Raw genomic sequence first — 23,240 nt, forward strand, 5'->3', positions numbered from 1 at the left:
GTCATGACGTTACAGGGAACTCCCCCCGTGCCGGGGACGCCGACCGCCCAGGTGGCCTTTCACCGAACCGAACTGAACGTGATCCTGTCGCTCTACGGGCGCATGGTGGCCGCCGGCGAATGGCGGGACTACGGGATTTCGAGCCTCTCGGACGTGGCCATCTTTTCCATCTTCCGCCGTACCGCCGAGCATCCGATCTATCGCATCGAGAAACGCCCCAAGCTGCGCAACAAGCAGGGCATGTACACGATCGTGGGCATGGACGGGCAGATCCTGCGCCGGGGCCATGACCTGAAGACGGTGATGCGGGTGCTGGAACGCAAGCTGATCCGGCCAGTGGACTAGGGGAGCCCGGGCTCAGGGGGCTGTCTGCCCCCTCTTTCGCCTGCGGCGAAATTCACCCCCGAGGATATTTCGAACAGGGAAACAACGGGAGAAATGCCAGCGGCATCATGCCAACGGCAGGCGGCGGCGCGCGGTGACCGGGCCGTCACTGGCGGCGATGCGGGCCACGGCCTGCTGCCGACCTTCGAAGGCCACCGCCATGGCATGGCCGTTGGCATGCAGAATGGTTTCGGGATCGGCGACCAGGGCCACGTGGCCCTTCCAGAAGAGCAGGTCGCCGCGGCGCAGGGCGGCGTCTTCGGGCAGGGGCGTGCCGAGCTCGGCGGCCTGCATGTCGCTGTCGCCGGGACAGGGAATGCCGCAGGCCAGGCAGGCGGCCTGCACCAGCCCGGAACAATCGATGCCGTCATGGCCGTTGGCGCCCCAGAGATAGGGCAGGCCGAGCAGGCGGGCGGCGACCTCGACCGGATCCGTCTCTGGCCGGTCGAGGGGCGCGAGGTGATGGCTGGGAATGAAGCCGGCATCGGTGCGCGACCAGCCGTTCTCCTGCGCCTCGATCACATGGACGCGGGCGCCGAAGGCGAGCCGATCCCGGGCCATGGAACGGGCGCTGTCCGCCTGCCACATCAGCGTGTGGCGGCAGGCGACACGGGCATCGGGTGCGGCGAGAGACGCCGAGAGCGCCGCGGCGGCGACATAGCCGGTGTAGAGATCCTTTGCCGCCTGGACGAAGGCCATGCCGGCGTGCACCTCGAGCACCCGCAGGCGCTCGCCGCGCAGCAGCTGACGGTCGCGGGCGCCCTGCGGGCCATCGAGCAGGTCGGCCGCGGGGACCGCCACATGATGCCAGGCCCCTTCGGTGAAGGCTGGGGCCTCGACCTGCCCGCGCAACTCTTCGGCGGCAACGCGGGCATTGGCGGGCCAGCGGCGACGGTCTGGCATCAGAGGGGCGGGCATCAGAGGGTCCGGCATCAGAGCCCCAGCAGGCCGGGCAGCGCGGCGTAGAGCGCCCGCGCACCCTGCCCCGTGCCCCCCTTGGTGCGGCCCGGTGCGGCGGTGGGCGCCCAGCCGTAGATGTCGAAATGGGTGTAGCGGCTCTGGGTGCCGGCGAAGCGGCGCAGGAAGAGCGCGGCGGTGATGGAACCGGCGAAGCCGCCCTTGGGCGCATTGTCGAGATCGGCGATGCCGGGCTCGATCATCGGCTCGTAGGGCTCCCAGAAGGGCAGGCGCCAGACAGGATCCGCGACGAGGCCGCAGGTGGATTGCAGCGCCGAGGCGATATCGGCGTCGTCGGTGAAATAGGGCGCGATGTCGGGGCCGACGGCGACCCGGGCGGCACCGGTGAGCGTGGCCATGGAGATCATCAGGTCGGGCTTTTCCTCGGCGCCCAGCGCCAGGGCATCGGCGAGCACGAGGCGCCCCTCGGCATCGGTATTGTTGATCTCGACCGTGAGGCCGTTGCGGGCGGTGAGGATATCCTGCGGGCGGAAACTGTCGCCGGAGACGGCGTTTTCCACCGCCGGAATCAGCACCCGCAGGCGCAACGGCAGGTCACGGGCCATGATCATGCGGGCAAGGCCCAGCACGGTGGCGGCGCCGCCCATGTCCTTTTTCATCAGCCCCATGGAGGCGCCCGGCTTGAGGTTGAGCCCGCCGGTGTCGAAGCAAACACCCTTGCCCACGAGGGTGAGCGTCGGGCCGCTCTCGCCCCAGCGCATGTCGATCAGCCGGGGCTGACGATGCGGGGCGGCGGCGCGGCCGACCGCGTGGATCATCGGGAAGTTCCGCTCCAGCAGGGCCTCGCCCTCGGTGACTTCGATGCTGGCACCGAAGCTGTCTGCGAGGCTGCGGGCGGCGGCCTCGAGCTCGGCCGGCCCCATGTCGGAGGAAGGGGTGTTGATCAGATCGCGGGTGAGTGCCTCGCCGGCGGCGATGGCCTCGAGCCGGGGGGCGTGGATGCCTTCGGGGGCGACGAGGCGCGCCTCGGGGGCGTGCTGGGGGTGGTAGCGATCGAAGCTGTAGCCGGAGAAGAGCCAGCCGAGGCATTCCGCCTCGAGCTGTTCGGCGGGCAGCGGGGTGGCGATGCGGTAGCTGCCGGCGGGCAGTTTCGCGGCGGCGGCGGCCAGCCAGAAGCGGCCCCGGGCGCGGGCGGCGGCATCGCCATAGCCGGCAAGTGCCATCGCGGGAGTGCCCCCGGCCCCGGGGATCAGGCAGGCCTGGCCGAGACCGGCGGCAAAGCCCGTGGCGCTGGCCCAGGCGGCGGCCTCGGGGTGCTCGGCGAGGAAGCCCTCGAATGCCTCCGTCTCGATGATGTGCAGGGGCAGCGCCTCGGGGCTGTCCGGGGCGAAGGTGAGGGCGTTCTGGTCGGTCATCGGGGACTCTCTTGCATTCGGTTGCTGGGAGACAGCCTAGTCCGACGCGGGAGAGCCGCAAGCCCCGTCGTGCGGGGGCCCATTGTCAGGCCCGGCAGAGGCGAGGCGCTGCGCGCCTCAGACGGTGACGTCCTGCAGGTCCCAGATGGCGGTGAGAGAGCGTTCGCCGACGCGCAGCAGCCGGGCGAGCGTGGCGCCGAGGGCCACGATGTCGCCATTGTCGATGCAGCGGGTCACATCGCGGGCGACGGTGGCCAGGGCATTCATGCCGATCTGTTCGGAAATCGCGATCAGGCTGCTGGCGGATTTGCGCATGTCGCGCATCCGTTCCTGGCGGTAGAGCCGCTCGGTGTGGCTGAGGCGGACGGCCACCTCCTCCATCGCGCGGCAGACCACGTCTTCGGCCTCGGCCTCGCCGAGCTGTTCATACAATTGCTGCAGTCGATCGGGATCGAGACGAACCCGCTCTTCCTGACGGAGAACCGACACATGCTCCACTGGACACACCTTCTTCTACCCTTGCCCCCACGGCAGAGGTGACCATGACGCGACGAGGTTCCCAAAAAGTTGAGCCCGACCCGCATTCCCGATCCCTTCAATCCCGCATTTGCGTCAGTTTTTCGGATAAATCCGGGCGATTCCGTTTTACCACCGGGAGAGCAGGTCTATAACCCAGTGACACAACAACAATCGTGCGGAGAAGCCGATGGATCACGCCAAGCCCCTGCCCAGCCTGCTGGTGCAACGTTACCACGGATGGAAGGCCACCACCTTTACCGAGAACAAGGCCTGGTACCGACGACTGGCCGACGAAGGCCAGCGTCCCAAGACGATGATCATTTCCTGCTGTGACAGCCGCGTGCATGTCACCGGCATCTTCGGGGCCGACCAGGGAGAGTTCTTCATCCACCGCAACATCGCCAACCTGGTGCCGCCCCACGAGCCCGACGGGCAGCAGCACGGGACCTCGGCCGCGGTGGAATACGCGGTGACGGCGCTGAAGGTCGCGCATGTGGTGGTCATGGGCCATTCGAAATGCGGCGGCGTCCAGGGCTGCCTGGACATGTGCTCGGGACATGCGCCGGAACTGGAGGAGAAGAGCTCCTTCGTGGGCCGGTGGATGGACCTGCTGCGCCCCGGCTATGAACGGGTGAAGGACCTGGACGGCTACGACGCCCAGCGTTCGGCGCTGGAAAAGGAAGCGGTGCTGGTCAGTCTCGAGAACCTGATGACCTTCCCCTTCGTGCAGAGCGCGGTGGAGGCCGAGACGGTGTCGCTGCACGGGCTGTGGCACGACATCGGCAACGGCTCGGTCGAGCAATACGTGCCGAGCGAAAAGGCCTTTCGCCCGATCTGAGCCGGCGACGGCGCCTTGGAACACCGAACGAGTTTTGCCCCGGCGGCGCGCCTGCGTCCGCCGGGGCATCGTTTTCGGGACGGCCCCTGCCGGTGGCACATCGGGCGGCAGATGGGCGGGAAACGGCCAGCGGGCGGTGCCATGCGCCCCGCCCGTTGCGCCCCGGTGCACGATCCTGAATAGGGCATCAGCCTCTGCCGAGGCCCCAGGAAGGATTGTACCCAATGATTTTTTGCAAACCACTGACCGCCCTTGCCACCGCGACCCTGCTGATCGGCGCGGGTGCCCCCGCCATGGCGGGCACGCCCCTGTCAGAGGAGGTGGGTACGCTGTGCCAGGCGGCGATGACAGGGGCGCTGAGCGGCGTCGAGGGTCTGTCGCCCGACGGCAACGGCTCTCCCAATCCCTTTGGCACCATGGCCTATTCGGGGCGGCTGGACAGCGGCGCGGTGGTGGTGAGCATGGGCGAGAAGTTCGGCGCGACGCTCTGCGAGGTCTGGTACCCGGGCGGCACCGAAGAGGATTACGCCGACATCCACGATCCGCTGCGCGAGGTCTTCGGCGAAGGCACGAGCTATGACGGAGCGGTCACCGGCGTGACCTATCGCGGTGAGATCTGGACCGACAAGAGCGCCTACGATGACGGCACGGTCGAGGATATGACGCTGGGGGATATGGACCTTGGCAGCGTGATGGTGCAATGGGCGGATGCGCCCAGCGGCCAGACCAACGACCGCTCCGGGCTGATGATTGAAATGACGGGCCGCTGAGCACAGCCCCCCGTCGCAGGAATATCGAGCAGACGCCGTGAAGGCGCGCAGGGCAGGCCCGTCCCGACCCGCGTTTCGGCGTGGATCGGGGCGGGCCTGTTGATTTTCAGGGCCACGGGGTCAGGGATCGACTTTCGACAGGCGGCCCTCGCCCTGCCCCGGCAAGCCGGATGTCCGAGCCTGCCGGTGCTCTCGCTGACGGTGCCCTCGCTGGCGGCCGCTGGTCGAGGTGCTGACCACGCCGCTGGCGGCCTGAGCGCTCAGCCGGCGCTGCTCTCCCGTGCCTCGGGGCGGCCGCGCAGGGCGGCAAGGTCGCCATCGCGGGACAGGAGCACCGCGAGCCAGCGCAGGCTGGGCACCTCGGCCGCGATGACCATGATGATCACGGTGAGCGGCACGGCGAGAAAGGCGCCGAGGCCGCCCCAGAGGATGGACCAGAAGACCAGCGCCACCATGACCATGAAGGTGCTGATGTTGAGCGAGCGGCCCTGCATCATCGGGGTGATGACGTTGCTGATGAACTGATCGGCGAGACCATAGCCGAGCACCACTGCCAGGAAGGGCCAGAGGCTGTCGAACTGCACCAGGGCGACGAGCGCTGGCAGGGCGATGCCGATGAAGGCGCCGATATTGGGGATGAAGCCGACGAAGAAGACGATCATCGCCAGGAAGGCGGCGAAATCTAGGTCGATCAGGCTGAAGATGACATAGGCGACGGTGCCGCTCATGGCGCTGGTCACGGCGTTGACCCACATGTAGTCCTTGATGCCCTGGGCGGCGCGATGGACGATCATCTCGAAATCGGCGTTGTCGGGATCGCGGCCCGGCACCTTGGCCGAGACGATGCGGATCTTGGCCTGCCAGTCGGAGCGCTCGGTGATCAGGAAGAGCAGGTAGAGCGTGAGCAGCGAGACCTGGGCGATGCTGCCGATCAGACCGCCGGCCAGGAAGACCACCAGCCCGCCGAGATCGACCCGCGCCAGGGCCTGGTTGATCGCCTCGACCGTGGGGGCCCCGAGAAAGGCCTGGGCCTCGACGACAAGCGCGGAGAGGCGCTCCTGGTAGCGGGGGACGGCCTCGATGATCTCCTGGGCCGCGACCGAGGAGACGACGCTGAAGAGCCAGAGGACGGAGACGAAGATCACCGCCGCCAGCACCCGGGCCGCCCAGGTGGGGATGACCCGCCCCGAGACGGTAATGGCAGAGAGCCTGTCCATGAAGGCGGTGGAGAGCACGAAGATGAGGAAGGCGACCGAGAGCAGCTCCAGCAGGCCGCGGCCGAACCAGAGCACCGCCAGGATCATCGGCAGGCCGACGATGATCTTGAACCAGTCCGGTGCGATGATCCGGTTCCTGTCGCTGTCGGGCATTGCGGCCCCCCTCGGCTTGTCCACCTGCGGCCAGCCTATACCAGGACGGGGGCCGATGCCCGGCGAGAGTGGCCCCGGGGCCGCGTGCCGGGCCGGATGACGCCGGAATGCAACGGTTGCCCGGACGGACAAGCCCGCCCCGCGGATCACGCGGGACGGGCCGGAGAACCGAACCTCTGCGGTGGATATGGACCTATTGCAGGACCTTGCCCTCGGGCCAGGTGACGGTATGCGACAGTTCGATCGTCTTCTCGGCGCCCGCGTCGATGGGGAAGCGCCATTGCAGCACGCCGGGCATGTCGTCGTAGTCCTGCTCGGTCGGCATCGGGTTGGCCTGCCAGGCGATCTTCAGATCCTCCTGCTCGGAATAGGGCACCCGGTCGGTGACGTGGATCGTCCAGTCGCGGTCGGTCAGGTTGCGCACGGCGATCCTGACCGCCTCGCTCTGTTCGTTCGACTTGCGGATCAGCCCGCGGTCGCCCTCCGTCCGGTCGTCGACGACGCGGGAGAGGCGCAGCCCGTCGATGGGCCCGAAGGAAATCGCCTCTTCCTCGCCGGCAGGCAGGAAGCTGAAGCCGCGTTGGCCGATGTAGGTGCCGTCGAGGTAGAATTGCGCGGCCCCGCTGGAAAGCAGCGGATCGCCACTGTCGTTGGTGAAGCCGGCCATCAGGTAGGCCTCACTGTCATAGAGCGGCACGGCCTCGGCATAGACCTCGGGGGCAAAGCTCTGGCTGCCGAGATCGAGACGCAGGTCATCGGCATCGGTGGCCACGTCGACCGGGCGGGGATAGCTGTAGTCGACATTGACGCCGTCGCTGCTGCCGCGGTCGACCACGATATTGGCGGTGCGCGCCAGCTCCATCACCGGCGCCTCGGAGAACTTGGCCGACATGTCGGCGGCCAGCGGCTGGACCGGGCGCGGATCGCCGATGCGCAGCGGCAGCGGCGTGACCTCGCGCGGGACGGTCTGACCGCCCGGGCGGGCGGTGGAGAGGCGCAGGTTGACCCCCTGCCAGTTCTCGCCGGTGCGCTGGCTGACATAGGCGAGCCGGTCTATGGTGAGATCGGGCGCCTCGCCGGTGGTGGTCAGGGAGACGTCGTAGGACGGCGTCCAGCCGGCATCCATGGTGACGTAGTCCAGCGCCAGCGTGCCCTCGGTGGGGGCATCGGCCTCGACCTCGACCACGAGATAGGCGCGGTCCTGCTGTTCGTTCTGCAGGGCGGCCAAGGCGGCCTGCGCCTCTTCGAGATCCTCCTCCAGCGGCTTGCGCTCCTTGCGGACGGCCTCGGCACGCTGTTCGGCCTCCAGCGCGCGCTGGCGGGCGGCAAGGCCCTCGGAGCCGACGAGGGAGAGCAGGTCCTGCAGGCGGGCGGGATCGGCGGCGGCATCGGTGGTGCCGAGACCGTCGAGGAAGGAGACCTGTGCATTGGCGGTGGCCACCTCGGCTTCGACCTCGGCCGTGCGGCGGTCCACCTCGGCGATCTGGTCCTCGATGCCGTCGATGCGGTCCCGGGCGGCGGTGATGGCGGCATTGTCCTGGGCGCTGCGGGGCGGCACGAAATCCTCTCGGTAGGAGACCGCACCGATGGCCAGCCCGGAGGCCGTGAGGCGCAGGCTGGACGGATCGATAAAGGGCATGTCGGTGAGGATCAGCCTGTGACTGCCCGCGGGCACCGAGAAGCTGCTGTCGCGGGTGATCGCGGCGGCGGTGGGATAGACGGTGACATCGCTGACGCGGCTGGAGATGACAAAATCATCGGCCAGCGCGGGCAGCGGCAGGGCCATGGCAAAGAGCGTGAGTGCGGTACGCATGCGAATCCTCTCGGGTCTGGTCTGCTGCAGGATGCGATGCGCGCCAGCCCCGTCCAAGTGACGTTTGCGTGGGGCGAGTGCAGCGGCGAAAACCGGCACAACCGAAAGAGGATATCCAAACGAAAACAGGGCGATGCCAGATCGGCACCGCCCTGTAAAACCCGGGTTTCAAGAACCCTCCGCTGGCCGCGTTCAAAGACGCGCGATCAGCCCTTCTTGAGAACGCGGTTGCCCAGGGTCTCGGCGATCTGGACGGCGTTCAGGGCGGCACCCTTGCGCAGGTTGTCCGAGACGCACCAGATGTTCAGGCCGTTGTCGATGGTGCTGTCCTGACGGATGCGGCTGATGAAGGTGGCGAAATCGCCGACGCATTCGACGGGGGTGACGTAGCCGCCGTCCTCGCGCTTGTCGATCACCATGATGCCGGGGGCCTCGCGCAGGATGTCGCGGGCCTCGTCCTCGTCGAGGAATTCCTCGAACTCGATGTTGATCGCCTCGGAGTGACCGACGAAGACCGGCACGCGCACGCAGGTGGCGGTGAGCTTGATCGAGGGGTCGATGATCTTCTTGGTCTCGGCGACCATCTTCCATTCTTCCTTGGTCGAGCCGTCGTCCATGAAGACGTCGATATGCGGAATCACGTTGAAGGCAATCTGCTTGGTGAACTTCGAGGGCGGCACCTCGGAGGTCGGGTTGTAGATCGACTTGGTCTGATCCCAGAGCTCGTCCATGCCTTCCTTGCCGGCGCCGGAGACCGACTGGTAGGTCGAGACGACGACGCGCTTGATCTTGGCGCGGTCATGCAGCGGCTTCAGCGCCACGACCATCTGCGCGGTCGAGCAGTTGGGGTTGGCGATGATGTTCTTCTTGGCATAGCCCATCACGGCCTCGGGGTTCACTTCCGGAACCACCAGCGGCACGTCGGGGTCGTAGCGGTAGAGCGAGCTGTTGTCGATGACGACACAGCCGGCAGCGGCCGCCTTGGGCGCGAATTCCTTGGTCGGGCCCGACCCCACCGCGAAGAGCGCGATGTCCCAGCCGGCGAAATCGAAGGTCGCCAGGTCCTGGGTTTTCAGGGTCTTGTCGCCAAAGCTGACTTCGGTTCCAAGCGACTTCCGGGATGCGAGCACGGCAATCTCGTCCACCGGGAAGTGGCGCTCGGCCAGGATGTTCAGCATTTCGCGGCCCACGTTGCCAGTGGCGCCTGCGACGACGACTTTATAGCCCATAATGGAATTCTCCTCTCAACTGGGACGGGGGTGCATACCCCATGTTTCTTTGGGTTGAAAGGGGTAGCGCGATGATGGCGCGCATCAAGCGCGGTGATGAGAAACGTGCGGTCATGCCCCCGGAGGCCGGCCCGGCGGGGCATCCCCGCCGGCCGGGTCGGGGCCGAGCGCGGCCCGCACCAGCCGGGCCGCCAGGGCATCATCGAGGGGCTGACCGTTCAGCAGCCGGTACCAGAAGGCGCCATGCAGCATGTCGGCCACCACGGCGCTGTCGAAATCCGCCGGCAGGGCACCGCGTTCGACGGCATCCTCGAAGAGCGCGGTCATCATCGCGGCCCGGGGCGCGACGAAGCGTGCATTCAGGGTGGCGCGAAAGGCCTCGTCCTTTTGCGCGGCGGCGATCAGGTTGCGAAGGACCTGTGCATCCTCTTGAAGATGAAGGAAAATCGCAGAGAGGAAATCGCGCGTTGCCTGTCGCACCGGGGCATCGCCCGGGCGCGGCGCAGAGCCCGCCGAGGCCAGCAGCGCATCGAGCACGAGATCGGCCTTGGTCGGCCAGCGGCGATAGAGCGACTGACGCGAGACCCCGGCCCGCGCGATGATCCGGGTGATGGTGACCGCCTCGTAGCCGTCGCTGCGCACTAGGTCGAGCGCCGCCGCCATCAGCGCGGGGCCCGCCGCGGCATCCCGTGGGCGCCCGGGATGGGCCTCTTCGGGCACGGCACCGGCGGGGCGATGTTTTTTTCCGGGCGCGGGCGTCGCACGGGGCATGGGCGGTCTGTCCTCCACTGTCTGGACGTCGCCGGGCCGGCGACGGGCGAGGTCGATTCTGTTGTCGGGCAGCAGCCGGCCGGGTGCAACCCGCGGCCCCTGCCCTCGGCGCCTCAGATGCAGCGCCCGCCGTCGACCGTCATGCAAAGGCCGGTAATCATCGCCGCCTCCTCGGAGCAGAGGAAGAGCACGGCATCGGCGATGTCGCGGGGCGTGGTGAAGCGCCCGATCGGAATGGTCGAGAGGAACTTGGCCCGCATCTCGGGGGTGTCCTCGCCCATGAAGCTCTGCAGGAGCGGGGTCTCTCCGGCCACCGGGTTCACCGCGTTGACGCGGATGCCGAAGGGCGCGAGCTCTACCGCCATGGAGCGGGTGGCGGTGTTCACCCAGCCCTTGGAGGCATTGTACCAGGTCAGGTTCGGCCGCGGACTGATGCCGGCGGTGGAGGAGATGTTGCAGATCGCCCCGGCGCCCTGCGCCTTCATCCGTGGCACGAGGATTTTCGCGGCGAGGTAGATCGCCTTCATGTTGACGGCGGTGATGCGGTCGAAATCCGCCTCGCTCACCTCCTCCATCCGCTCGGGCAGATGGGTGACGCCGGCGTTGTTCACCAGGATGTCGACGGGACCGAGCACCTCTGCGGCGCGGTCGCACATCTGCAGCAGGCTGTCGCCGTCGGCGACGTTCACCACCTGTGCGATGCCGCCGATTTCAGTGGCCACCTGCTCGGCCAGGTCGCCCTTGAGGTCGGCCACCATGACCCGCGCGCCCTCCTCGGCGAAGCGGCGGGCGATGCCGGAACCAAAGCCCTGGGCCGCCCCTGTCACGATGGCGGTCTTTCCCTGTAGTCTCATTCTGTCTCCTCCCTCTGTGCGGCGGTCAGCCCTCGCTGAACCGCCCCACGATACGCGCCGCGCGACCGGCGACAACCGGCCCCAGGACCACCACCAGAAGGCAGGCCACGGGCCATGCGATCACCCAGCTGTGCCACCAGGCATGGAACCAGGTGAGATGCGGACCATTGGCCAGAAACGCCAGAAGGCCCGAAAGCACGAAGGACATGATACCTGACATCATGATCGCCGCGAGAACCGCGATCTTGCGCTGCTGGGACATTCGAACTCCTATCCGTGGAAGGCAGCCACCGTTTTCAGGGTGGTGAAGCCGTAGAGGGCCTCAAAACCTTTTTCGCGCCCGTGTCCGGATTTGCCGATGCCGCCGAAGGGCAGCTCGACCCCGCCACCGGCGCCGTAATTGTTGAGAAAGACCTGCCCGGCGCGCAGGGCACGGGCGAGGCGCATCTGGCGGGCGCCGTTCTGGGTCCAGACAGATGCTACGAGACCGTATTGTGTGCCGTTTGCGATGGCAATGGCCTCGGCCTCGGTTTCGAAGGGGATCACCACCTGGACCGGGCCGAAGATCTCGCTCTGGGCGAGGGGATGATCAGGGGTGACACCGGAAAAGAGCGTGGGCGCAACGTAGTGGCCGCCCGCAGGCAGCTCGCCCAGCGCCGGGCGGCCCGCCACGGTGAGATCGGCGCCCATGGCGAGGAAGCCCTCGACGATCGCCTTCTGTTTCGCCGAGATCAGCGGCCCGACGTCGAGATCGTCGCTGGCCGGCCCCACGCGCAGGGCGGCATAGCGGGTGGCCATGGCGGCGAGCAGCTCGTCATGGCGCGAGCGGTGCACGAGGATCCGCGAGGAGGCCGAACAGGTCTGACCGGCGTTCTGGATCCCGGCATTGACGAGGAAAGGCAGCGCGGCGTCGAGATCTGCATCCTCGAAGAGGATCTGGGGCGACTTGCCGCCGAGTTCCAGCGTGACGGGGATCACGTTGGCGGCGGCGGCGGCCTGCACCGCCTGGCCGGTCGCGACGGAGCCGGTGAAGGAGATGTGGTGGATGCCGGGATGGGCCGAGAGCGCGGCGCCGGCCTCTGCCCCCAGCCCCGGCACGACGTTGAGCGCGCCGTCGGGCAGGCCGGCCTCCTTCGCCAGGTCGGCAAAGGCCAGCGCGGTGAGGCAGGCGTCCTCGGCCGGTTTCAGCACGCAGGCGTTGCCGGTGGCCAGCGCCGCGCCGACGGAGCGGCCGATGATCTGCATCGGGTAGTTCCAGGGCACGATATGGCCGGTCACCCCGTGCGGTTCGCGCAGGGTATAGACGGTGTAGCCGTCGAGATAGGGAATGGTCTCGCCATGCAGCTTGTCGGCGGCGCCGCCGTAGAATTCCAGGTAGCGGGCAAGGGCCACGGCATCGGCGCGGGCCTGTTTCAGCGGCTTGCCGACATCGCGGGCCTCGATCGCGGCAAGGGCATCGACACGTTCGGTGACGAGCCGGCCCAGGCGCGCGAGGATGCGGCCCCGCTCGGCCGCGGGGGTGTGGCCCCAGGCGCCGTCGAAGGCGGCCTGCGCCGCCGCGACGGCGGCGTCGATGTCACCGGCGGTGCCGCGGGCGATCGTGCCGATCCGGTCGCCGGTCGAGGGATCCTGAAGCGGCAGGGTGCCGCCCTGCACGGGGGCCACCCAGGTGCCGCCGATCAGGCAGCGCGACGGGTCGAACCAGAGCTCGGGAATGGTGGTCATGTGGTCTCCTCCCAAAGACGTTTTCAGCCGGCGATCAGGCCGGGGCAGCCTCGGGCAGCTGGGGCGCTGCGGCGAGAAGCTGACGGGTGTAGGGGTGTTGCGGGTTCATGAAGACCTCCTCGGTCTTGCCCTGTTCGACGATCTCGCCGGATTTCATCACCAGCACCCGGTCGGTGATGGAACGCACCACCGAGAGGTCATGGGAAATGAAGAGATAGGTGAGGCCGAAGCGCTCGGAGAGATCCGCCAGAAGGTCGAGGATCTGGGCGCGCACCTGCACGTCGAGGGCCGAGACGGCCTCGTCGAGCATGATGAGCTCGGGGCGGGTGATCAGTGCGCGCGCAATGGCGATGCGCTGGCGCTGGCCGCCGGAGAATTCGTGGATGTACTTGTTGGCATCGGAGGGCTGCATGCCCACGGCGGTGAGCGCCTCGGCGATGGCGGCATCGCGCTCCGCGCGGGACGAGGGCGGGGACAGGTGAAAGGGTTCGGCCACGAGGCGGGCCACCCGGTGACGGGGATTGAAGCTGCCGTAGGGATCCTGGAAGACCACCTGCATGCGGCGGCGGACATCGTCGTTTGGCCGGTGCCCGGTGAAGACGGGCGCACCGTCGAGCAGGATCTCGCCCTGCTGCACCTCCTCCAGCCCGAGGATGGCGCGGGTGAGCGTGGACTTGCCGCAGCCGCTCTCGCCCACGAGGCCGAGGCTCTCACCGCGGCGGATCTCGAGAGAGACTCCCTTGACCGCGTGCAGGCGGCGGGGCTCCTCGAAGAGCTTGCGGCGGGGCAGCGCATAATAGCGGTGGACATCGCGGACCTGCAGCAGCGGCACGTCCTGCGGGTTCGGGGACCGCTCCGGCGCATGGGTAGAGGCGGCGAGCAGGGCCCTGGAGTAGGGGTGGCTCATCGTCTCGAAGAGGGTGGCGGCGGGGCCGCGTTCGACCACCCTGCCCTTTTGCATGATGGCGATCTCGTCGGCCATGTCGGCCACCACGGCGAGGTCGTGGGAGATCATCAGCAGGCCCATGCCGTCCTCGCGCACAAGCCGCTTCAGCAGCACCAGGATCTGGGCCTGGGTGGTGACGTCGAGGGCGGTGGTGGGCTCGTCCGCGATCAGCAGCGATGGGCGGAGAGCGATGGCCATGGCGATGACCACGCGCTGGCGCTGGCCGCCGGAGAGCTGATGCGGGAAATGTGACAGCGGGAAACGGTCGGCGGGAAGTTCCACCCGGTCGAGGGCGTCGCGGGCGCGCTTTCGGGCCTCGGCACGGGAGACCTTCTCGTGGATCAGGATGGTCTCGGCCACCTGGTCGCCGATGGATTTCAGCGGGTTCAGCGCGGTCATCGGTTCCTGGAAGACCATGCCCACCTCGCGGCCGCGCAGCTTGCACATCTGCGCCTCGGAGCGCGAGAGGATGTCATGGCCATTGAGCGTGATGCTCCCCGTGGACTCGGCGCCCTCGGGCAAGAGCTGCATGGTGGCGAAGGCGGCCATCGACTTGCCCGAGCCACTCTCGCCGATGACACCGAGGATATGGCCCGGCGCGAGGTCGAGGGAGACCTCGTGCAGGATCGGCGTGCCGTGGATGGAGAGCGAGAGATTCTCGATGGAGAGCAGGCTCATGTGCGGCCCCTCCGGAGTTTCGGGTCCATCAGGTCGCGCAGACCGTCGCCCAGCAGGTTGAGGCCCAGCACCGTCAGCAGGATGGCGAGCCCGGGGAAGAGCGCCATGAAGGGGGCCATGGAGATGAAGGTCTGGCTCTCGGCCAGCATGCGCCCCCAGGAGGGCGTGGGCGGCTGTGCGCCCAGGCCCACGTAGGACAGGCCCGCCTCGGCCAGGATGCCGAGGGAGAACTGGATCGTGCCCTGAACGATCAGCAGGTTGGTGACGTTGGGCAGGATATGTTCGAAGGAGATCCGGGCCGAGCCCTTGCCGGCGACGCGGGCCGCGAGGATGAAATCCCGCCCCCACAGCGAAATTGCGCCGGAACGGGTGACGCGGGCGAAGACCGGGATGTTGAAGATGCCGATGGCGATGATCGCATTGGTGGCCGAGGGCCCCAGCGCAGCGGTGATCATCACCGCGATCAAGAGCGAGGGAAAGGCGAAGATCAGGTCGTTGGTGCGCATGATCACCTCGTCCAGCAGCGAGCCGCGGCGGGCGGCGGCCCAGAGGCCCAGGGGCACGCCGATCACCATGCCGATGCCGACGGCGAGGAAGCCCACGGCCAGCGAGGTACGGGCGCCGAGCATGAGCATCGAGAGGATGTCGCGGCCGTAATGATCGGTGCCGAGGAGATGCGCGAGGCTGGGCGGCTTGATCTTGTTCGCGATGTCGAGGGTCTCGATGTCGTAGGGCACCCAGACGAAGCTGACGAGGGCGCAGCCGAAGAAGAAGAGCGTGAGCAGCGCGCCGATGACGAAGCTGCGGTTGCCCAGCGCCAGGCGCAGCGTGGAGGGCGCGGCGGCAGGAACGGTGGTGGCCTGATCTGTCATCTCAGCGGGCCCTCAGGCGGGGATCGACGATGGCATAGGCCAGCTCGACCAGGAAATTCACCACGATCACGGCGAAGACCAGCAGCATCACGACACTTTCCACCACGATCATGTCGCGGGCCGAGATGGCCTGGAAGATCAGCCGGCCGAGGCCCGGCAGGTAGAAGACATTTTCGATGATGATGCCACCGGCGAGCAGGAAGGAGAACTGCAGCCCGATGATCGTGAGCACGGGGATCAGGGCATTGCGCAGGGCATGGCGCCAGAGCGCCTGCCGCCGCGAGAGCCCCTTGGCCCGGGCGGTACGGATGAAATCCTCGGACAGGGTATCGAGGAGCGCCGATCGCATGACCCGCGCCAGGATCGAGGCCTGTGGCAGCGCCAGGGATATGGCCGGCAGGGTGAGCGCCTTCATCGCGGTGAAGAAGCCAGCGTCCCAGCCCGGGAAACCACCGGCGGAGAACCAGTGCAGGTTGATGGCGAAGACCAGTACCATGAGCATGGCGAACCAGAAGTTCGGGATGGCGATGCCGAGCTGCGTCACGCCCATGATCGAGACATCGGCAACGGAGCCGCGGCGCGAGGCGGCCCAGATGCCCACCGGGAAGGCGACGAGGATGGTCAGTGCCAGGGCGTAGAGTGCCAGCGGCAGCGAGACATGCAGCCGGTCGGTGATCATCTGAGAGACCGGCGTGCGATAGGTGTAGGAAATGCCGAAATCGCCATGCAGCATGGCGGTGACCCAATGGAAATAGCGCTCCAGCGGGGGGGCGTTCAGCCCCAGTTCCTCTCTCAGGGCGGCGAGCGTGTCTTCCTGGGCGTTGATGCCCAGCATGATGCGCGCGGGGTCGCCGGGCAGCACCTCTGTCGCCGCGAAGATCACGACGGAGGCGGCCACGAGGCTGAGGAAAAGGGAGGCGAGACGGGTCAGCGTGTAGCGGAGCATCAGCTGAAATCCTGCGTCGGGGTCATGGCATTCTGTATTCTCTGGACGGCGAAAAAGCGGGCGGGGAAAGAGGAAGGGGGCTCTGCCCCCACCGCGCTGACGCGCGGCTCCCCCGGGATATTTTTCGCCAGATGAGGGAGCCTGCACGAGGCGGGCCCCGCCGGTGGCGCCGGCGGGACCGCAATGCGGGATATCACTTGTCCCAGTAGACCGAGGTTAGGTCGGCGGCCTGGGTGGGCGCATCGGCCCAGAGCCCCTCGAGGTCGACCTTGGCGACGGTCTGCAGCGGGAACTCGAAAAGGTAGCCGGAGACGTAATCCTGCGCGAGGATGGTCTGGGCCTCCTTCAGGATCTCGGAACGCTTCCCGGTATCCGTGGTGACCGTGAGATCGGCCATCAGCTTCTGGAAGTCGGGGTTGTCGTAGCCGAAGTAGTAATCCGGGTTGGCATAGGCCCCGATGTCCATCGGTTCGGTATGCGAGACAATGGTGAGATCGTAGTCATGCGCGCCGCCGAAGGTGCTCTCGAGCCATTGCGCCCATTCGACGTTCTGGATCTCGGGCTCGATGCCCACGGCCCGGAGCTGTGCGGCGATGATCTCGCCGCCGCGGCGGGCGTAGGAGGGCGGCGGCAGGGTCATCTTGACCTTGAGCGGCAGGGTGACCCCGGCCTCTTCCAGCAGCGCCTTGGATTTCTCGGGGTCGTAATCCGACAGGTCGGTCAGATCGACGTAGTCGGGGTTGTGCGGCGCGAAGAAGGTGCCGATGGGCGTGCCGTAGCCGAACATGGCGCCGTCGATGATGTCCTGCCGGTTGATGGCATGGGCCACGGCCTCGCGCACCTTGATGTCGTCGAAGGGCGGGCGGGCGTTGTTCATCGCCAGGATGGTCTCGCCCTCGGTGGAACCGACGATCACCTTGAAGCGGGGATCGGCATCGAACATCGGCAGGTTTTCCGGTGCCGGGAAGCCGGCGAAGGCGTCGATGTCGCCGGCCATCATCGCGGCGAAGGCGGCGGTGGGGTCGGAGATGTACTTGAAGGTCGCCTGGTCGAGCAGCGCGGGCGTACCCCAGTAATCGGGGTTTTTCGTCAGGGTGATGGAATCGCCCTGCACCCAGTTGGAGAATTCGAAGGCGCCGGTGCCGACGGGATGGGTGGCGGCCTCGTCGATGCTCTCGGGCGCGACGATCACGGCATCGCCCCAGGCCATCTTGAAGGGAAAGGCGCCGTCGGGAGAGGACAGGGTGACCTTGACGGTCAGCGGATCGACCACCTCGACATCGGCGATGCCGGCAAAGAGGCCCTTCTGGGCGTTGGTGCTGTCGTCGGCGCGGGCGCGGTCGAGGGTGAATTTCACGTCCTCTGCATCGAAGGTGGTTCCGTCGTGGAATTTCACGCCGTCATGCAGGTGGAAGGTATAGACGGTGCCATCGTCGGAGATGTCCCAGGACGAGGCGAGACCGGGGTTCACGGAGCCGTCGGGCCCGAAGCGGGTGAGGCCCTCGAAAATGTTCGAATAGACGACCTGGTCGATGGCCCCGGCGGCCGAGGCCGTGGGGTCGAGATTCGGCGGCTCGAGCTGAAGGCCAAGGGTCAGGCTGTTGCCGGTCTGGGCCGCGGCCATGCCGGCGGTAAGGGCCAGCGCGGCCGCGCCCATGAGGGCAGAGGTCTTCCATTTGGAACGCATGTCGTGTCTCCCTGTCATCTGGCGAACTTTTGAGATGTCCACCTTTGCTGCAAGACCCTCGCCGGAAGCATGCAGCCGGTCAAGCGGTTATGGACGCGGCAGGGGGCCCAGCGCGGCCGGGGCCCTGCGGGCGCTGTTCTTTGCGGCACAACTTCCACATTTTATCATATCACATCATATACTTAGCCGGCATTCGACTGCAAGAGAGCCCCCCACCCGAGGGCGGGGGAGCATCACAGTTTCGACACCGCGAAACGGGTCGGTGTCGGGTTGGGGACCGCTGTTATTCCGGCGCGGCCAGCAGCTCTGCCAGGGCAAGCGCCATGACCTCTGCCGACTGCAGCATGTCGTCGATGCCGACGTATTCGTCGGGCTTGTGCGCCAGGTCGAGAATGCCCGGCCCGTAGGCGATGCAATTGTGCAGCTTGCCGATGCGGGCGATGTGCTTCTGATCGTAGGTGCCGGGCGAGACCACATATTCCGGGTCGCGGCCGTATGTCTCGCGGATGGCGCGGGTGACCGATTGCACCACGGGGGCGTCCTTTTCCGTCATCGTCGGGGTGACGCCCCACATCTCGCGCAGCTCGTAGGAGAATTTCTCGCGCCGGGCCTTCACCCGTTCCAGCACGGCGCGGATCTCGGCCTGGACCTGCTCGGGATCCTCCTCGATCAGGTAGCGCCGGTCGATGATCATGCGGGCGCTGTCGGGCACGCATGCGGAGGGGAAGCCGGTCTCGTCCTCGCCGGGTTCCGGCAGGCCGCCGTGCAGCGAATTGATGTTCATCGTGGAATGACGCGCGCCCTCGGGCACCACCGGCATCTCGGTGGTCTTGGCATAAAGCGCGGGAAAGAGCGTCTCTTCCATCTCGGAGATCACGGCGCCCATGTGGCGCACGGCACAATCGCCGAGGAAGGGCATCGAGCCATGGGCAATCTCGCCGAAGGTCTCGATCTCGGCCCACCAGACGCCGCGGTGCCCGAGGCAGATGCGGTCGGGGTTCAGCGGCTCGGGGATGATGACGTGCTGGACCTTCTCGAAGACGCCTTTCTCGGCCAGGTAGGCAACACCGGCATAGCCGCCGGATTCCTCGTCGACCGTGCCGGAAATCTCGATCGCGCCGGCCCAGTCGGGGACCACGGCGATGAAGGCCTCGGCGGCGACGATGGAGGCCGCGAGGCCGCCCTTCATGTCGCAGGCGCCACGGCCGTAGACCTTGCCGTCCTCGACCTCTCCGCCGAAGGGATCCTTGGTCCAGCCGCGGCCCACTTCGACCACGTCGGTATGGCTGTTGAAATGCACGCAGTCGCCGGGGCGGGGGCCTTCGCGGCGGGCAACGATGTTCCAGCGCGGATAACGGTCGGTGTCCCCCGGGGCGCCATGGGCGCGGATCAGCTGGGTCTCGAAGCCGGAGGCCTTGAGCCGGCGGTCGAGATATTCGCAGATCTCAAGGTAGCAGTCGCCCGGCGGATTCAGCGTGGGAATCCGCAGCAGGTCCTGCGTCAGGGCAACGAGATCGTCACGCCGGTCGAGGAGCTCGGCGTGCAGGGCGGCTTTGAGGGGGGCGATGTCTTTCATGGTTGAAACGCTGCGCCCGAACCCCCTACGGTCTCAATACCGTATGACTACGGTATGGGGGCGAAATGGACGACTACGAGATGCTGGCCTGGGACCATGCGCCGGTGGGGCTGGTGCTGGCAGAGGAACGGGTGATCCGGGCCTGCAACGCGCCGTTCCTGGCCCTGGTCGAGCGCCCCCGAAAAGAAGTTATCGGCAAGAGTTTCAGGGTCTTGTACGCCAGCGACCAGGAATTCGAGACGATCCGCGACATCGGCATGACGGCCCTGCATGACACCGGGATCTACAGCGACGAGCGGATGATGCACCGCCGCGGCGGTGGCACGATCTGGGTGCGGTTCCGGGCCCGGACGCTGGTGCCCGAGGCCCCGCTGAGCCGCCTGGTGATGAGTTTCGCGCCATTGGCCCGCGCCGAAGGCAGCCGGCTGACACCGCGCGAACGCGACGTGGTGGCCGGGCTTGCGCGCGGGCTGACCAGCAAGGAGATCGCCCGCGGCCTGGGCCTGTCGCCACGCAGCATCGAGGACGTGCGCGCCCGACTGCTGCGCAAGCATGGCGTGCGCAATGCCGCCGAGCTGATCCGCAGACTGGCGGGCCCAGGTCTTTGACCGCCGCGTCAGCAAATAAATGAAATCGCACGGGAATATTGCCCCCACGTCATATGCCGGTGGACCGGTTGTCGTTAACGTCAATTTAAGATTGTCAGGCTCCGGGACGGCGCCTATAGCCATTTATCGGGCTAATTCGCCCGAGGTTTTGAGTATTGCGTCATGATCCCCGAGAAGCACCCCAACGAAACGGCCCGCCTGGCGCTGCTGCGGTCCTTCGAGATTCTCGACACCGACCCCGAAGAGCCGTTCGACGATGTCGTAAAGCTGGCCTCCGCGCTCTGCGGCATGCCGGTGTCTTTGATCAGCCTGGTCGACGAGGACCGGCAGTGGTTCAAGGCGCGCACCGGCCTCGCTGCCACCGAAACGACGCTTGAGGAATCGATCTGTGCCCATGCGATCCTGCAGGAAGACGGCTTCCTGGAGGTCGAGGACACCACCCGCGATCCCCGCACTGCCGACAATCCACTGGTCACCGGCGAGATGGGTCTGCGCTATTACGCCGGCGCGGTGCTGCGCAGCGACGAGGGGCTGCCGATCGGCTCGCTCTGCGTGCTCGACACCCGCCCCAACCGGCTGACGCCGCTGCAGCGCGACACGCTGAAGGTGCTGGCGCGGCAGGTGATCGTGCAGATGGAACTGAAACGCAGCCTGCAGCAGGCCGAGCTGATGCGGCGTGAGGTGGACCACCGGGTCAAGAACTCGCTGCAGTCGGTCAGCGCCCTGACCCGGATGCAGGCCCGCGACGTGAAGGGCGAAGAGGCCCGCGCGGCCCTGGAGCACGTGCGCCGGCGGATCGAGACCGTCGCCGCGCTGCACGAACAGCTCTATCGCGCAGAGCAGAGCGACACGATCAACCTGCGCCACTTCGGCACAAGCGTCTGCCGCCTGATCGGCGCCTCGGCCCCGCCCAACGTGCGGATCCAGGCCAGCTGGCCCGACATGGAAGTGGATGCGAACGTGGCCGCTGCCCTGGGCGTGATCCTGAACGAATTCGCCTCCAACGCCTTCAAGCACGCCTTCCCGGACGGTCGCGACGGGGCCGTGGGCTGTCACGTGACACCGGTGGCAAGCACCGGCCGTTGCGAGCTGGTGATGCAGGACGACGGCGTGGGCCTGCCCGGCGGCGTGACCAGCCATCACGGGCTGGGCATGCAGGTGATCGAGGCCTCGGCCCGTCAGCTGGGGGGATCCTTTGCGCTGGAATCGGGGCCGCAAGGCACCCGCATCACGCTGGATTTCCCGCTGCAGGATGCCTCCCAGGAAGGGCCGGACCCACAGGGCGCCCTCGCCCGGATGTAGCTGGGCCCCGTTGACTGGGCCTCGTTAACTGGGCCGGAACCAACCGGCCCAGTGTCCGGACCAAGCCGGGCGGCGCCTAGACCAGTGTGTCGCAGGAGGTCCGGATGGCACGGATGTTCGTGCCATAGGGCGCGGGATCCGCGACCGAACCGCCCTTGAAGACCGCAGAGCCCGCCACCAGCACATCGGCCCCCGCCGCCCGCATCAGCGGTGCGGTCTCGGGCGTGATGCCGCCGTCGATCTCGATGTGCACGGGGCGATCACCGATCATGGCACGCAGGCGTTTCACCTTGTCGATCTGGCTGTGGATGAACTTCTGCCCGCCAAAGCCGGGGTTCACCGTCATCACGCAGACCAGGTCGACCAGGTCGAGCAGGTAATCGACGCTCTCGGCAGGGGTGCCCGGGTTCAGGGCCACGCCGGCCTTGCAGCCTGCGCCGCGAATCGCCTGCAGGGTGCGGTGGATATGCGGCCCGGCCTCGACATGGGCGGTCAGCACGTCGGCGCCGGCATCGGCAAAGGCCTCGATATAGGGATCGACCGGCGCGATCATCAGGTGCACGTCCATGACGGTATGGATGTGCTTGCGGATCGCCTTGCAGAGCGGCGGGCCGAAGGTGAGATTCGGGACGAAATGCCCGTCCATCACGTCGACGTGGATCCAGTCGGCGCCCTGGGCCTCGACGGCCTCGATCTCGGCGCCGAAATTGGCGAAATCGGCAGAGAGGATCGACGGGGCGATCTTCAGGTCACGGGTGAAAGTCATGGCGGGCCTCCGGGCGTTGCGTGCCGCCCATATAGGCGGCATTGGCCCGCCGGGAAAGCACCGAGCGCGCGGCGGGACGCGCCGTCGCCCGGTCACCTGGCCGAAAATATGCCCGCCGCAGGCCTCCCGGCCGGAAAAGGCCGGGAGAATGGCTCAGCCGTGCAGCTCGGCGATGCGGGTCACTTCCTCTGAAGAACCGAAGACCAGCGGGCAGCGCTCGTGCAGCGCGCCCGCCTGCAGCGACAGGATCGGCGTCTTGCCGTCGGTGGCAAGGCCGCCGGCCTGCTCCACGAGAAACGCCATGGGCGCCACTTCGTAGACCATGCGCAGCCGACCCTTCTCATAGCCCTTGCGGGCATCGGAGGGGTAGAGGAACGTGCCGCCCCGGGTCAGGATCCGGTGCGTCTCGGCCACCAGGCTGCCAACCCAGCGAAAGTTCATGTTCTTGCCCTTCGGCCCGGTCTCGCCGGCCTCGTTCTCCTCGACATAGGCCAGCACCGGCGCGGTCCAGTGACGGCGGTTCGAGCTGTTGATCGAAAACTCCTTCGCGGCCGAGGGCAGGCTCATCTTCTCCTCGGCCAGGGCAAAGGCCCCGGTCTCGGGATCGAGCACGTAAAGGAGCGTGCCGGCGCCAAAGGTCACGGCCATCAGCGTCTGCGGGCCATAGGCGATATAGCCGGCGGCAATCTGCTCGGAGGCAGGGCGCAGGAAGCTTGCATCCGCCCCTCCCGCCGCCTCGAAGATCGAGAAGATCGTGCCGATGGTGACATTCACGTCGATGTTGGAGGAGCCGTCGAGCGGGTCGATCGCCAGGGCATAGGCACCGCCCTCGTCCAGTGTCAGAACGGTCTCCTGCTCCTCGGAGGCATAGTATTTCACCCCGGCGGGCTTCAGCGCGGCCTCGAACATCTCGTCGGCCATGACGTCGAGCGCCTTCTGCTGGTCGCCGTCGGAGTTTTCCCCCACCCCGGCGCCGAGGGACTGGCCCAGCGGACCGCGGGCAATCACCTTCGACAGGTCGGCGCCGGTGGCGCAGAGCGCCTCGATCACGGGCTGCAGGGGGGCGGGAATGAGAGCGGGATCAATAGCGGGCATCAAAATCTCCTTGGCGCTTCGTGGGTGTTATTCCACAGGACGCCGCGCATAAAAATCCTTTTCCGGTCAGGCGCGTGACTGTGAGCGTTAACGATGCCGAAGCGGTCGGAATGAAGGCTCTCCCCTCTTGCGCCCGTGCCGGACGCAATCCACCCGGA

The 23,240-nt window shown here is 67.3% G+C and carries 22 protein-coding genes; 5 read left to right on the forward strand and 17 right to left on the reverse strand.

Annotated elements, in window-relative coordinates:
* Positions 1-3: 3 nt before the first annotated feature.
* Positions 4-345, forward strand: coding sequence for a DUF2794 domain-containing protein (locus tag AC0WR5_RS18255; RefSeq protein WP_475865227.1), 342 nt, complete (start codon positions 4-6; stop codon positions 343-345).
* A 105-nt stretch (positions 346-450) separates the two neighbouring features.
* On the opposite strand, the gene AC0WR5_RS18260 is transcribed toward AC0WR5_RS18255, so the two are convergent.
* The 3 genes from AC0WR5_RS18260 to AC0WR5_RS18270 form a co-directional block, all read right to left on the reverse strand.
* Positions 451-1,302, reverse strand: a complete 852-nt coding sequence (locus AC0WR5_RS18260; protein ID WP_475865228.1) for a C40 family peptidase — start codon at positions 1,300-1,302, stop codon at positions 451-453.
* Positions 1,303-1,316: 14 nt separating this feature from the next.
* Entirely contained in the window at positions 1,317-2,717 is a 1,401-nt protein-coding gene (locus AC0WR5_RS18265) for a leucyl aminopeptidase family protein (RefSeq protein WP_475865229.1), read from the reverse strand.
* A 117-nt stretch (positions 2,718-2,834) separates the two neighbouring features.
* The gene (locus AC0WR5_RS18270) at positions 2,835-3,215 is read right to left on the reverse strand and encodes a hypothetical protein (RefSeq protein ID WP_475865230.1); all 381 of its coding nucleotides are present in this window, start codon (positions 3,213-3,215) and stop codon (positions 2,835-2,837) included.
* Between the two features lie 208 nt (positions 3,216-3,423).
* Here AC0WR5_RS18270 and AC0WR5_RS18275 point away from each other — a divergent pair, with 208 nt between their 5' ends.
* Together AC0WR5_RS18275 and AC0WR5_RS18280 are read left to right on the forward strand one after the other, a co-directional pair.
* A complete protein-coding gene (locus AC0WR5_RS18275; protein WP_475865231.1) occupies positions 3,424-4,074 on the forward strand; it encodes a carbonic anhydrase in 651 nt (216 codons plus the stop codon).
* A gap of 224 nt (positions 4,075-4,298) precedes the next feature.
* Positions 4,299-4,844 (forward strand): hypothetical protein, encoded by a 546-nt coding sequence (locus AC0WR5_RS18280; RefSeq protein WP_475865232.1) that lies wholly within the window; start codon positions 4,299-4,301, stop codon positions 4,842-4,844.
* A 260-nt stretch (positions 4,845-5,104) separates the two neighbouring features.
* On the opposite strand, the gene AC0WR5_RS18285 is transcribed toward AC0WR5_RS18280, so the two are convergent.
* The 12 genes from AC0WR5_RS18285 to AC0WR5_RS18340 form a co-directional block, all read right to left on the reverse strand.
* Complete coding sequence (locus tag AC0WR5_RS18285) at positions 5,105-6,214, reverse strand: AI-2E family transporter (protein WP_475865233.1); 1,110 nt, start codon at positions 6,212-6,214, stop codon at positions 5,105-5,107.
* A 193-nt stretch (positions 6,215-6,407) separates the two neighbouring features.
* Entirely contained in the window at positions 6,408-8,027 is a 1,620-nt protein-coding gene (locus AC0WR5_RS18290; protein WP_475865234.1) for a DUF4139 domain-containing protein, read from the reverse strand.
* 206 nt (positions 8,028-8,233) lie between these two features.
* The gene (locus AC0WR5_RS18295; protein ID WP_475865235.1) at positions 8,234-9,256 is read right to left on the reverse strand and encodes an aspartate-semialdehyde dehydrogenase; all 1,023 of its coding nucleotides are present in this window, start codon (positions 9,254-9,256) and stop codon (positions 8,234-8,236) included.
* 111 nt (positions 9,257-9,367) lie between these two features.
* Entirely contained in the window at positions 9,368-10,027 is a 660-nt protein-coding gene (locus tag AC0WR5_RS18300) for a TetR/AcrR family transcriptional regulator (RefSeq protein WP_475865236.1), read from the reverse strand.
* 113 nt (positions 10,028-10,140) lie between these two features.
* Positions 10,141-10,881: a glucose 1-dehydrogenase gene (locus tag AC0WR5_RS18305; RefSeq protein WP_475865237.1), complete on the reverse strand. Its 741-nt coding sequence runs from the start codon at positions 10,879-10,881 to the stop codon at positions 10,141-10,143.
* Between the two features lie 25 nt (positions 10,882-10,906).
* The gene (locus tag AC0WR5_RS18310) at positions 10,907-11,143 is read right to left on the reverse strand and encodes a DUF2798 domain-containing protein (protein WP_475865238.1); all 237 of its coding nucleotides are present in this window, start codon (positions 11,141-11,143) and stop codon (positions 10,907-10,909) included.
* 8 nt (positions 11,144-11,151) lie between these two features.
* Positions 11,152-12,606, reverse strand: a complete 1,455-nt coding sequence (locus AC0WR5_RS18315; RefSeq protein WP_475865239.1) for an aldehyde dehydrogenase family protein — start codon at positions 12,604-12,606, stop codon at positions 11,152-11,154.
* 34 nt (positions 12,607-12,640) lie between these two features.
* Positions 12,641-14,230: an ABC transporter ATP-binding protein gene (locus AC0WR5_RS18320; RefSeq protein WP_475865240.1), complete on the reverse strand. Its 1,590-nt coding sequence runs from the start codon at positions 14,228-14,230 to the stop codon at positions 12,641-12,643.
* On the reverse strand, positions 14,227-15,102 hold the full coding sequence (locus AC0WR5_RS18325; RefSeq protein ID WP_475865241.1) for an ABC transporter permease: 876 nt from the start codon (positions 15,100-15,102) through the stop codon (positions 14,227-14,229). The genes AC0WR5_RS18320 and AC0WR5_RS18325 overlap by 4 nt, the downstream gene beginning before the upstream one ends.
* Position 15,103: 1 nt before the next feature.
* Entirely contained in the window at positions 15,104-16,048 is a 945-nt protein-coding gene (locus AC0WR5_RS18330) for an ABC transporter permease (protein ID WP_475865242.1), read from the reverse strand.
* A gap of 193 nt (positions 16,049-16,241) precedes the next feature.
* The gene (locus tag AC0WR5_RS18335) at positions 16,242-17,735 is read right to left on the reverse strand and encodes an ABC transporter substrate-binding protein (RefSeq protein ID WP_475865243.1); all 1,494 of its coding nucleotides are present in this window, start codon (positions 17,733-17,735) and stop codon (positions 16,242-16,244) included.
* 283 nt (positions 17,736-18,018) lie between these two features.
* A complete protein-coding gene (locus AC0WR5_RS18340) occupies positions 18,019-19,311 on the reverse strand; it encodes an acetylornithine deacetylase/succinyl-diaminopimelate desuccinylase family protein (protein WP_475865244.1) in 1,293 nt (430 codons plus the stop codon).
* 65 nt (positions 19,312-19,376) lie between these two features.
* On the opposite strand from AC0WR5_RS18340, the gene AC0WR5_RS18345 reads away from it, so the two are divergent.
* On the forward strand, positions 19,377-19,919 hold the full coding sequence (locus AC0WR5_RS18345; protein WP_475865245.1) for a helix-turn-helix transcriptional regulator: 543 nt from the start codon (positions 19,377-19,379) through the stop codon (positions 19,917-19,919).
* A gap of 162 nt (positions 19,920-20,081) precedes the next feature.
* Complete coding sequence (locus AC0WR5_RS18350) at positions 20,082-21,221, forward strand: sensor histidine kinase (protein WP_475865246.1); 1,140 nt, start codon at positions 20,082-20,084, stop codon at positions 21,219-21,221.
* A 76-nt stretch (positions 21,222-21,297) separates the two neighbouring features.
* On the opposite strand, the gene rpe is transcribed toward AC0WR5_RS18350, so the two are convergent.
* Complete coding sequence (gene rpe, locus AC0WR5_RS18355; protein ID WP_475865247.1) at positions 21,298-21,987, reverse strand: ribulose-phosphate 3-epimerase; 690 nt, start codon at positions 21,985-21,987, stop codon at positions 21,298-21,300.
* A gap of 153 nt (positions 21,988-22,140) precedes the next feature.
* Positions 22,141-23,082, reverse strand: coding sequence for a class 1 fructose-bisphosphatase (locus AC0WR5_RS18360; RefSeq protein ID WP_475865248.1), 942 nt, complete (start codon positions 23,080-23,082; stop codon positions 22,141-22,143).
* Positions 23,083-23,240 lie beyond the last annotated feature (158 nt).

The sequence above is a fragment of the Pseudooceanicola sp. DL12 genome (assembly GCF_056270665.1).

Coding starts and splice junctions, on each gene's coding strand:
- AC0WR5_RS18265 (WP_475865229.1), bottom strand. CDS start 2,717: ATGACCGACCAGAACGCCCTCACCTTCGCCCCGGACAGCCCCGAGGCG.
- AC0WR5_RS18310 (WP_475865238.1), bottom strand. CDS start 11,143: ATGTCCCAGCAGCGCAAGATCGCGGTTCTCGCGGCGATCATGATGTCA.
- AC0WR5_RS18300 (WP_475865236.1), bottom strand. CDS start 10,027: ATGCCCCGTGCGACGCCCGCGCCCGGAAAAAAACATCGCCCCGCCGGT.
- AC0WR5_RS18275 (WP_475865231.1), top strand. CDS start 3,424: ATGGATCACGCCAAGCCCCTGCCCAGCCTGCTGGTGCAACGTTACCAC.
- AC0WR5_RS18340 (WP_475865244.1), bottom strand. CDS start 19,311: ATGAAAGACATCGCCCCCCTCAAAGCCGCCCTGCACGCCGAGCTCCTC.
- AC0WR5_RS18330 (WP_475865242.1), bottom strand. CDS start 16,048: ATGCTCCGCTACACGCTGACCCGTCTCGCCTCCCTTTTCCTCAGCCTC.
- AC0WR5_RS18280 (WP_475865232.1), top strand. CDS start 4,299: ATGATTTTTTGCAAACCACTGACCGCCCTTGCCACCGCGACCCTGCTG.
- AC0WR5_RS18335 (WP_475865243.1), bottom strand. CDS start 17,735: ATGCGTTCCAAATGGAAGACCTCTGCCCTCATGGGCGCGGCCGCGCTG.
- AC0WR5_RS18290 (WP_475865234.1), bottom strand. CDS start 8,027: ATGCGTACCGCACTCACGCTCTTTGCCATGGCCCTGCCGCTGCCCGCG.
- AC0WR5_RS18305 (WP_475865237.1), bottom strand. CDS start 10,881: ATGAGACTACAGGGAAAGACCGCCATCGTGACAGGGGCGGCCCAGGGC.
- AC0WR5_RS18350 (WP_475865246.1), top strand. CDS start 20,082: ATGATCCCCGAGAAGCACCCCAACGAAACGGCCCGCCTGGCGCTGCTG.
- AC0WR5_RS18320 (WP_475865240.1), bottom strand. CDS start 14,230: ATGAGCCTGCTCTCCATCGAGAATCTCTCGCTCTCCATCCACGGCACG.
- AC0WR5_RS18315 (WP_475865239.1), bottom strand. CDS start 12,606: ATGACCACCATTCCCGAGCTCTGGTTCGACCCGTCGCGCTGCCTGATC.
- AC0WR5_RS18255 (WP_475865227.1), top strand. CDS start 4: ATGACGTTACAGGGAACTCCCCCCGTGCCGGGGACGCCGACCGCCCAG.
- AC0WR5_RS18325 (WP_475865241.1), bottom strand. CDS start 15,102: ATGACAGATCAGGCCACCACCGTTCCTGCCGCCGCGCCCTCCACGCTG.
- AC0WR5_RS18295 (WP_475865235.1), bottom strand. CDS start 9,256: ATGGGCTATAAAGTCGTCGTCGCAGGCGCCACTGGCAACGTGGGCCGC.
- AC0WR5_RS18360 (WP_475865248.1), bottom strand. CDS start 23,082: ATGCCCGCTATTGATCCCGCTCTCATTCCCGCCCCCCTGCAGCCCGTG.
- rpe (WP_475865247.1), bottom strand. CDS start 21,987: ATGACTTTCACCCGTGACCTGAAGATCGCCCCGTCGATCCTCTCTGCC.
- AC0WR5_RS18345 (WP_475865245.1), top strand. CDS start 19,377: ATGGACGACTACGAGATGCTGGCCTGGGACCATGCGCCGGTGGGGCTG.
- AC0WR5_RS18285 (WP_475865233.1), bottom strand. CDS start 6,214: ATGCCCGACAGCGACAGGAACCGGATCATCGCACCGGACTGGTTCAAG.
- AC0WR5_RS18260 (WP_475865228.1), bottom strand. CDS start 1,302: ATGCCCGCCCCTCTGATGCCAGACCGTCGCCGCTGGCCCGCCAATGCC.